10 protein-coding genes are annotated in these 9,043 nt (G+C 68.7%); 5 read left to right on the top strand and 5 right to left on the bottom strand.

Annotated features, from left to right (window positions below; all coding sequences use genetic code 11):
- The 4 genes from Q8Q88_RS05530 to Q8Q88_RS05515 form a co-directional block, all read left to right on the top strand.
- Positions 1–348: YjfI family protein (locus tag Q8Q88_RS05530; protein ID WP_305674202.1), on the top strand; the 348-nt coding region annotated here is incomplete at its 5' end.
- Between the two features lie 15 nt (positions 349–363).
- Positions 364–1,125 (top strand): PspA/IM30 family protein, encoded by a 762-nt coding sequence (locus Q8Q88_RS05525; RefSeq protein WP_305674201.1) that lies wholly within the window; start codon positions 364–366, stop codon positions 1,123–1,125.
- A 198-nt stretch (positions 1,126–1,323) separates the two neighbouring features.
- Positions 1,324–2,520 carry a glutathionylspermidine synthase family protein gene (locus tag Q8Q88_RS05520; protein WP_305674200.1) on the top strand — a complete coding sequence of 399 codons (1,197 nt, stop codon included), beginning with the start codon at positions 1,324–1,326 and terminating at the stop codon, positions 2,518–2,520.
- Positions 2,520–3,455, top strand: coding sequence for a DUF808 domain-containing protein (locus Q8Q88_RS05515; RefSeq protein ID WP_305674199.1), 936 nt, complete (start codon positions 2,520–2,522; stop codon positions 3,453–3,455). Before Q8Q88_RS05520 ends, Q8Q88_RS05515 begins: the two co-directional genes overlap by 1 nt.
- Before the next feature lie 37 nt (positions 3,456–3,492).
- Here the strand turns inward: Q8Q88_RS05515 and Q8Q88_RS05510 are convergent, their stop codons facing one another.
- Positions 3,493–4,917, bottom strand: coding sequence for a coniferyl aldehyde dehydrogenase (locus tag Q8Q88_RS05510; RefSeq protein WP_305674198.1), 1,425 nt, complete (start codon positions 4,915–4,917; stop codon positions 3,493–3,495).
- A 129-nt stretch (positions 4,918–5,046) separates the two neighbouring features.
- Here Q8Q88_RS05510 and Q8Q88_RS05505 point away from each other — a divergent pair, with 129 nt between their 5' ends.
- Positions 5,047–5,217: a hypothetical protein gene (locus Q8Q88_RS05505; protein ID WP_305585282.1), complete on the top strand. Its 171-nt coding sequence runs from the start codon at positions 5,047–5,049 to the stop codon at positions 5,215–5,217.
- Positions 5,218–5,222: 5 nt separating this feature from the next.
- Here Q8Q88_RS05505 and Q8Q88_RS05500 read toward each other — a convergent pair whose 3' ends face one another.
- The 4 genes from Q8Q88_RS05500 to Q8Q88_RS05485 form a co-directional block, all read right to left on the bottom strand.
- The gene (locus Q8Q88_RS05500; protein ID WP_305674197.1) at positions 5,223–5,699 is read right to left on the bottom strand and encodes a nuclear transport factor 2 family protein; all 477 of its coding nucleotides are present in this window, start codon (positions 5,697–5,699) and stop codon (positions 5,223–5,225) included.
- Between the two features lie 84 nt (positions 5,700–5,783).
- Positions 5,784–6,137: an RcnB family protein gene (locus Q8Q88_RS05495; protein WP_305674196.1), complete on the bottom strand. Its 354-nt coding sequence runs from the start codon at positions 6,135–6,137 to the stop codon at positions 5,784–5,786.
- Positions 6,138–6,194: 57 nt separating this feature from the next.
- Positions 6,195–7,517 carry an adenylosuccinate lyase gene (purB, locus tag Q8Q88_RS05490; protein WP_305674195.1) on the bottom strand — a complete coding sequence of 441 codons (1,323 nt, stop codon included), beginning with the start codon at positions 7,515–7,517 and terminating at the stop codon, positions 6,195–6,197.
- 66 nt (positions 7,518–7,583) lie between these two features.
- The coding region (locus Q8Q88_RS05485) for an MFS transporter (RefSeq protein ID WP_305674194.1) at positions 7,584–9,043 on the bottom strand (1,460 nt) is incomplete at its 5' end.

Genomic DNA, 9,043 nt, shown 5'->3' with positions numbered 1-9,043 from the left:
GAGCCGGTCCTGCTGGTCACCATGCACGAATACGGCGACCTGCCGGTCTATGTCAGTGTCGGGCCGCTGCAGATGGTGGTCTCGGTGATCCTCTGGCCGGTGGACGAGCAGAAGGACCAGGCGGCGTTCAACGTCTTCCTGCTGAAGGCCCAGAAGATCGTGCCGCTGTCGAACTTCGGGATCAGCACTGTCGACAACCGCGACTATTACGAGCTGTTCGGCGAGATCGCCGCCAAGACCTCGCTGCAGACCGTGCTGATCGAGCTGCGGACCCTGGCGGGCAACGCCATCGACGCGGCGGGCGACCTGCGCGAGTCGTTCGAAAACCTCAGCGGCGTCGCCGCCTAAACCGGAGAGAGACCCATGTCGATCTGGAGCAAGCTCTCCGCCCTGCTGAGGGGCACCGCCCACGAAGGCGCCCAAACCCTGGTGGACGCCAACGCCCTGAAGATCCTGGACCAGGAGATCCGCGACGCGGACACCGCCCAGGGCAAGGCGCGCGACGAGATGGCCGCCCTGGTGGCGCGGCGCCGAATGCTGGAGAACGAGGCCAAGTCGTTCGCCGAGCAGGCGCGGAAGTACGAATCCTCGGCCCGCGCCGCGCTGGCCAAGGGCGACGAGGCCCTGGCCCGCGAGGTGGCCACCCGGATCGCCGACCTGGAACGCGACTCTGCCCAGAAGGCGACACAGACCGCCGAGCTGCGCACCGCCGAGGACCGGCTGCGCCAGATCGTCGCCCAGACCGACACCAAGATCGAGGCCCTGCGCCGCGAGATCGAGGTGGTGAAGGTCAATGAGAGCGTCCAGCGGGCGCAGTCGGCGGTGGTCTCGCGCGCCGGCGCCACGGGCTCGACCCTGGGCTCGGCGGCCGACAGCCTCAAGCGCATCAAGGAACGCCAGGCGGTGCGTGAGGAGCAGTTCCGCGCGCATGGCGAGCTGGAGGACCGCCGCACCGGCGCCGACCTCGACGCCAAGCTGCAGGCCGCCGGCATCCTGCCCGGCCATGTGGGCGCCGACGACGTGCTGGCGCGGCTGCAGGCCACCGCGCCCTCGCTGCAACTGGAGGCCCCGCGCCTGCAGATCGAGGACAAGGTTCCGGCGCGCCGGGGCGGATCCGAGGAATAGGCAGGGACCTCGCTCCCTTCTCCCCTTGCGGGAGCAGGTGGCAGGCAAGGCCTGACGGATGAGGGGTCTCTCAGAACTTTCCGATTGGCGGCGACGCCGTTCGCGCGGATGGGGCGGCGCGACCCCTCATCCGACCCCGCTCTCGCGGGGCCACCTTCTCCCACAAGGGGAGAAGGACGTTTGGCAAGGACCCCACCCATGCGCCGCATAGCGCTGACCCCCCGCCGCGACTGGAAGGCCAAGGCCGAGGCGGTCGGGTTCACCTGGCACCATGCCGACGGGCGTCGGTACTGGGACGAGCGGGCCTATTACGCCTTCACGCTCAGCCAGGTGGAGGACCACATCGAGGCGGCCAGCGCCGAGCTGCACCGGCTCTGCCTGGAGCTGACGGCCGAGGTGGTGGAGAGCCCCGCCTTGATGACCCGGCTGGCGATCCCGCCGGCGGCCCAGGAGGTTGTCGCCGCCTCGTGGAAGGCCAGGGACCCCTCGCTCTACGGCCGGTTCGACTTCTTCTATGACGGGGCAGGACCGCCGAAGCTCTACGAATACAACGCCGACACGCCCACCAGCATCTATGAGGCGGCGGTGTTCCAATGGCTGTGGCTGGAGGACAGGATCGCCGACGGCGGCGTGCCCAAGGGCGCGGACCAGTTCAACAGCCTCTATGAGCGGCTGCGCGAACGGTTCGCGGCGATCTTCCCCAAGGGCGGCTTCGTTCACTTCGCCAGCGACGCCAACTTCCTCGAGGATCGCCAGACCGTGCGGTTCCTGGAGGACGTGGCCGGCCAGGCGGGGATCGAGCCGAAGTTCGTGGCCCTGGACCAGATCGGCCTGGACGCCGACGGGCGGTTCGTGGACGCCGAGAACTTCCTGATCGGGGCGATCTTCAAGCTCTATCCGTGGGAAGAGATGTTCCGCGACACCTATGCGGGGAAGATCGGCGCGAGCCGGACCCAGTTCATCGAGCCGGCCTGGAAGTCGGTGCTGTCCAACAAAGGACTGCTGCCCCTGCTGTGGGAGCGGCACGCCGGCCATCCGAACCTGCTGGAGACCTATTTCGACGACGATCCGCGCGCCGACAACCTGGGCCGCTCGTTCGTGAGGAAGCCGCTGTTCTCCCGCGAGGGTGCCAATGTCGAGCTCTACGACAAGGGCCACCGAGGCAAGGTGCTGGACCAGGGCTACGGCGCGGAGGGCTGGGTTCGCCAGGCGCTGCAACCGCCGCCCAGGTTCGGCGCCAACTATCCGGTCGTGGGTTCATGGATGATCGGCGACGAGCCAGCCGGCATGGGGATCCGCGAGGACCGCGGCCGGGTGACCCGTGACCGCTCGCGGTTCGTGCCGCATGTGATCCTGGAGACCGCCGAGGTCATTCCTATCCGTAGAGGTTCCTGATGGCGTCTGGTCTCGTAGCCCTGCTGGACGATGTGGCGGGCATCGCCAAGATCGCCGCCGCCTCGCTTGACGACATGTCGGCCGCCGCCGGCAAGGCCGGTTCGAAGGCCGTGGGGGTGGTGGTCGACGACACGGCGGTGACGCCGGGCTACGCCATGGGTTTCACCCCCGACCGCGAGCTGCCGATCGTCTGGAAGATCGCGCTGGGGTCGCTGCGCAACAAGTTCTTCTTCCTGCTGCCCGGCGCCCTGCTGCTGAGCGCCTTCGCGCCCTGGGGCGTGACGCCGCTGCTGATGATGGGCGGGGCCTATCTCTGTTTCGAGGCCACCGAAAAGATCATCGAGGCCTTCACCCAGCACGACCCGGTGGATGAGCCGGACGAACTGGCCCTGGGCTCCGTCGACCTGGAGAAGGAGAAGGTGGCCGGGGCGATCCGCACCGACCTGATCCTGTCCGGCGAGATCATGGCCATCGCGCTCGCCGACGTGGCCGACCGGCCCCTGGCGGTCCAGGCGGGCGCCCTGGCCCTGGTGGGCCTGCTGATCACCATCGGGGTCTATGGGGTGGTCGCCCTGATCGTGAAAATGGATGATATCGGCCTGCACCTGGCCGAGCGGAAGAGCCGGCTGATGGCGGGACTGGGCCGCGGCCTGGTCAAGGGGATGCCCAGGGTCATGGAATTGCTGACCGTCGTCGGCACCGCGGCCATGCTGTGGGTCGGCGGAGGCATCATCGTCCACGGCCTGGAGCACTTCCACCTGGAGACCGTGCCGCATCTGGTCGAGGGCCTGTCGCACTGGGCCTCGGCGGTTCCGGGGATTGGCGCGGTGACCGGCTGGGCGGCCATGGCGACGGGCTCGGCGGTGGTCGGCCTGCTGGTCGGGGCGCCGATCGTGGCGGTGATGCACTTCTGGCCGGGCAAGAAGGCGCATTAGGTCCTTCTGCCCCTGCGGGAGAAGGACGACGGCGGCCCTAAGCCTTCATCTGGCCGTCGAGGTACTTGCGGATGGCTGGGCCGAAGGGTGGGCGCATCTGGGCCAGGGGTCCGTCCATCTTGATCTGGGTGTAGATCGCCTTCTTGTGGCTGAACTCCCTGAAGCCGTCCTGGCCGTGATAGCTGCCCATGCCCGAGGGGCCGACGCCGCCGAAGGGCAGGTTCTCCTGCGCCACGTGGAAGACCACGTCGTTGATCGTGACCCCGCCGGCGGTGGTGGCGGCGAGCACCTTCTCGCGCTCGGCCTCGTCGGAGCCGAAATAGTAGAGGCCGAGTGGGCGCTCGCCCTTGTTCACATAGGCGATGGCCTCGTCGATGCCGGCGTAGGTCTTCACCGGCAGGACCGGGCCGAAGATCTCCTCTTGCATGACGGTCATGTCGTCGGTGGGATCGATGATCAGGGTGGGCGCGATCTTGCGGTGTTCCTGCTGTGACAGGTCCTCGCCTTCGGGCTTGAGCTCGACGATGCGAGCGCCCTTGGCCCGGGCGTCCTCCACATAGGACATGATCCGGTCGTAGTGCCGTTGGGCGACGATGGCGGTGTAGTCGGGGTTGTCGCGCAGCGTCGGGAACATCTTGGCCACCGCGGCCTGGGCGCCGGCGATGAAGGGCTCGAGGCCGTCGCGCGGGGTGAGCACATAGTCCGGCGCCAGACAGATCTGGCCGGCGTTGAGCGTCTTGCCGTTCATAATCCGGGCGCTGGCCGTGGCCATGTCGGCGGACTTGCCGAGGATCACCGGGCTCTTGCCGCCGAGTTCGAGGGTGAGCGGCACCAGGTTCTCGGCCGCGGCGCGCATGACATGGCGGGCGATGCCGGTGGCGCCGGTGAAGATCATGTGGTCGAAGGCCAGCCCCGCGAAGGCCTGGCCCACCTCGGGTCCGCCGACCACCACGGCGATCTCCTCCTCGGAGAAGGCCGACGCGAACATGGTCTTCATCAGGTCGGAGGTGGCCGGGGTGAACTCCGAGGGCTTGATCATCGCTCGGTTGCCCGCCGCCAATATACCGGCCAGGGGCGCGAAGGTGAGGTTCACCGGGAAGTTCCAGGGGCTGATCACGCCCACCACGCCCTTGGGCTGGTAGCGGACCTCGGCCTTGGCGCCGAACAGGCCGAGGATGGCCGGGGTAGGCTTGCGCTTGTCCGGCCGCATCCATTTGGCCAGGTGATCGCGGGCGTGCTTCAGCGGCCCTATGGACCCGGCGATGTCGGTGAAGGCGGTGGCTTCCCGCGAGCGTGAGCCGAAGTCGGCGTTCAGCGCGTCTTCGATGGTGGCGCGGTTGTCGATCAGCAGCTTGATGCAGCGGTCGAGGCTCGCGATGCGCTGGGCCGCCGTGGGCGCGCCGTCGCGCAGGTGGGCGGCCTTCTGCCTGGCGAGCAGGGCGTTCATGGCGGCGGGGGTCATGGCGGGCTCCGGTAGCGGGAATCCGGGCGATGTTCGGATCGTGACGTCGGGGAATGGAAGGGCGCGCGCGGCGGCGGAATCTGCGATGAAGGGACGACCCGCGGACGTGCGAGGTCGCGGGAGCTGCCGATGAAACCTCCGCCCAAGCGGTTCTCCGATCTCAAGGGCGGCTCGCCGCCCACCGGGACCTACGCCGCGCCGACGCCGAAGGTCTCGCGCCAGAAGCGCGCCAAGGTGCTGACCCCGGCCGAACGCGCGGCGTTCTTGGCCTCGCGGCCGGACCTCAAGCCGAAGAGCTGACCGCCCTAGTTGGCCGGCGACGGATCGGGGCCGGTCCAGGTCCAGGCGTTGATCTTCCAGGCGCCGGCGGTGTCCTTCTGCAGCGAGAAGGTCATCTGGGCGACCTCGCGCATGGCCTTGCCGTGATCCTTGAAGCTGTAGACCGCCGGCACGATGACATAGGCCCGGTCACCCGAAACCACCTCGCGGGTGGCGGGGCTGAGGGCCACCGACTGGTCGGTCAGACCCTTGGCCGTGGCGTCCTTGGCCAGGTCGCCGGCCCAGGCCTCGACGGCGCCCGGGCCGCGCCAGACGTGCGGCGCCACCTCGTCGACGATCGCCACGTCGCCCGTATGGGTGGCCACCGCGGCCTTCAGGTCGCCCTTGTTGAAGCTGTCGATGAACGCCCGGATGGGCGCCGCAAGCTGAGGGTCGGCGGCCGCCGCGTCGGTGGCGACGGCCAGACCCATGGAACAGAACAATCCGACAAGCAGGGACTTCATGTTCGCCTCCCAAGTGATCGCGGCACGGGAGACCCAATCGGCGCCGATGGCAATTAAGGCGCGATCCTTAATGCCGAGGTCCGCCTACCGGATGAGGTTGGCGATCACGTTGGCGATCACCTCGGCGACCAGGCCGTTGTCGCGGCGGACCAGGTAGGCGTCGCCCTCGATGAGCACCCAGCGATAGCCGGGGGGCGGGGGCGCCAGGCGGTAGCGCTGGGGCTGGACGATCACGTAGCGGGTCTCGACATAGTAGGCGCGCGGCAGGCGTTCGCCCTGGCGCCACATCTTCTTGGCCTGGCCCGGCGGCATGCCATAGGGCTTGTCGGAGAGGCCGGGAGGTCCCGAGCCGTGGTGCTTGCCCTGGCCGGGATCGGCCAAGGCGGCTGGAGCTGTCAGCTGGGCCGCGGCGGCGGCGAACAGGATCAGGCGTTTCATGGTCGGTCTCCGAACTGGATCACCGTAACGCTTGGCGAGGGTCGCGGTTCAGACCGCCTATTCCGCCGCCTTGGCCATGGCCTCGACGCCGAACACCCGGGCGAAGACGGCGTCGACCGCCTTGAAATGATAGCCGAGGTCGAACAGCTCCTCGAGCTCGGCCTTGGTCAGGGTCACGTCGCCGTCGGCCAGCAGCAGGTCCAGGAACTTGCCCTCGCCGCGCCAGACCTTCATGGCGTTGCGCTGGACTGCCGAATAAGCGACCTCGCGGGCGACGCCCTTTTGGGTCAGGGCCAGCAGGACGCGCTGGGAATGGACCAGGCCGCCCAGCTTGTCCAAGTTCCGGAGCATATTTTCCGGATAGACCATCAGCTTGTCGACCACGCCGGCCAGGCGGCGCAGGGCGAAGTCGAGGTGGATGGTGGTGTCCGGGGCGATGGCGCGCTCGACGGACGAGTGGCTGATGTCGCGCTCGTGCCACAGCGCCACGTTCTCCATGGCGGGCGTCACGGCCGAGCGGATCAGGCGGGCCAGGCCGGTCAGGTTCTCGGTGAGAATCGGGTTTTTCTTGTGCGGCATCGCGGAGCTGCCCTTCTGGCCCTTGTCGAAATATTCTTCGGCTTCAAGGACTTCGGTGCGCTGCAGGTGGCGGATCTCCACGGCCAGGCGTTCGATCGAGGAGGCGACGACGCCGAGCGTCGCGAAATAGGCGGCGTGGCGGTCGCGGGGGATGACCTGGGTCGAGACCGGCTCCACGGCCAGGCCCATCTTCTCGGCCACGTAGGCTTCCACCTCGGGGGCGACATTGGCGAAGGTGCCGACCGCGCCGGAGATGGCGCAGGTGGCGATCTCGAACCTGGCCATCGCCAGGCGCTCCTTGGCGCGCTGGAACTCGGCATAGTGGCCGGCGAGCTTGAGGCCGAAGGTGGTGGGCTCGGCGTGGATGCCGTGGCTGCGGCCGACGGTCGGCGTCAGGCGGTGCTCGAAGGCCCGCTTCTTCAGCGCCGCCAGCACCAGGTCGACGTCCTCGATCAGCAAGTCGGTGGCGCGGCAGAGCTGGACCGCCAGCGCCGTGTCGTTGACGTCGGAACTGGTCATCCCCTGGTGCAGGAAGCGCGCCTCGGGGCCCACCAGCTCGGTGACGTGGGTGAGGAAGGCGATGACGTCGTGCTTCACCTCGCGCTCGATCTCGTCGATGCGCTCGACGTCAAACACCACGTCGCGGCCCTTCTCCCAGATCGTCGCCGCCGCCAGCTTCGGGATCACCCCCAGCTCGGCCATCTTGTCGGCGGCGTGGGCCTCGATCTCGAACATGATCTTGAAGCGGGTCTGGGCGTCCCAGATCTTGGCGGCCTCGGGCCTGGCGTAGCGGGGGATCATGCGGGCGCTCCTTACGCGGGGTGATTAGCCCTGCGCGCCCGGAATCGCAACGCCAGCCGGGCGCCTTTAGTCCGCCTCGCCCCGGTCCGCCCGCGCCTTGGCCAGCGCCTTGGTCAGGCCGATGGCGCCCAGCAGGTAGTGGAACCCGGCCCAGACATAGAAGAGCAGGGTGACGATGATCCCCTCCCGCGTGCCGGAGACCAGCGCCCCCTGGCACTGGGCGGCCACGTCGGCCCCCGACCCCACCGGCGCCGAGCCGCCGGGGCAGACGGACTGGAAGTCCGCCGCGCCGCCGCCGAACAGCGAGCCGATGCTGGCCAGCACGCCGCTGGCCTCCGGAACCGCGAAGTGGAAGGCCGCGAACCGGTCGATGATGAAGCCGGTGAACACCGGGCCGCCGCCCAGCGCGATCAGGTTGAGGAAGAAGAACAGCAGGGCCGTGGCCGTGGCGCGCCGGCGGGTGTCGACCATGTTCTGGACCACCCCGAAGGTGGGGCCCAGGTAAGTGTAGTGGAAGATGCCGGGGATCAGCAGGATCAGCGCCGCGGCCTGCCAGGTTGGCGCCATATAGGCGACGATGTAGATCGGCGCGGCGATGGTCAGGCCGATGGCCGGGGTCAGCGCGTACCAGGCCGGCGAGCGCCTGGCCAACCGGTCGGTGAGGAAGCCGCCCAGCAGGGTGCCGAGCCCGGCGGAGAACCCGCCCACCAGGCCGGTGATCAGCCCCACCTGGGCGTAGTCGAGCCCGAAGGCGCGGGAGAAATAGGGCGGGGCGAACTGGCCCGCGCCGTAGCCGGCGAAGGAGGCGACGGTCACCCCCAGCACCATGTGCAGCACCGGCCACTTGCCGAACAGGATGGCGATGACCGCCCCCAGCTCCTTGAACTCGCCGGCCCAGGTGAAGGGGGGCTTTTGCGGGATGGCCGGGGCCGGGTCGATGACCTGCTCGGCGACCGGCGAATGGGGTTCGGAATGGCCGCGCGGCGGCTCCTTGACGATGACTTTGAGCGCGATGGCGATCAGCACGCCGGGCAGGCCGACCATCATGAAGGCCACGCGCCAGGAGAACTCCTGGGCCAGCCACCCCCCGGCCACGGCGCCGAACATGGTGCCCAGCGGAATGCCGAAGGAATAGACCGCCAGCGCCGAGGCGCGCTTCTTGGGCTCGTAATAGTCGCTGATCAGCGAGTGGGCCGGCGGGGAGAGGCCGGCCTCGCCGAACCCGACCCCGAACCGGTAGGCGGCCAGCTGGGCGAAGCTGGTGGCCGTGCCGCAGAGCGCGGTGAAGGCCGACCAGATCAGGATGGCCGCCGAGATGATGTTGACCCGGTTGAACCGCTCGGCCAGCCGCGCGATCGGGATGCCCAGCAGGGTGTAGAGCAGGGCGAAATAGATGCCGCCCAGCAGGCCCAGCTGGGTGTCGGTGATCTTCAGGTCGACTTTGATCGCCTGGCCGATGGTGGCGATGATCGTGCGGTCGATGAAGTTGAAGGTGTAGGCGACGACGAGGAGGCCGAGCACCGTGG

Origin of the sequence: Phenylobacterium sp. (assembly GCF_030697925.1) — a bacterium.
GTDB lineage: Bacteria > Pseudomonadota > Alphaproteobacteria > Caulobacterales > Caulobacteraceae > Phenylobacterium.
Note: the sequence above shows the minus strand (reverse complement) of the source record. Positions and strands in the feature narration are given on the sequence as shown.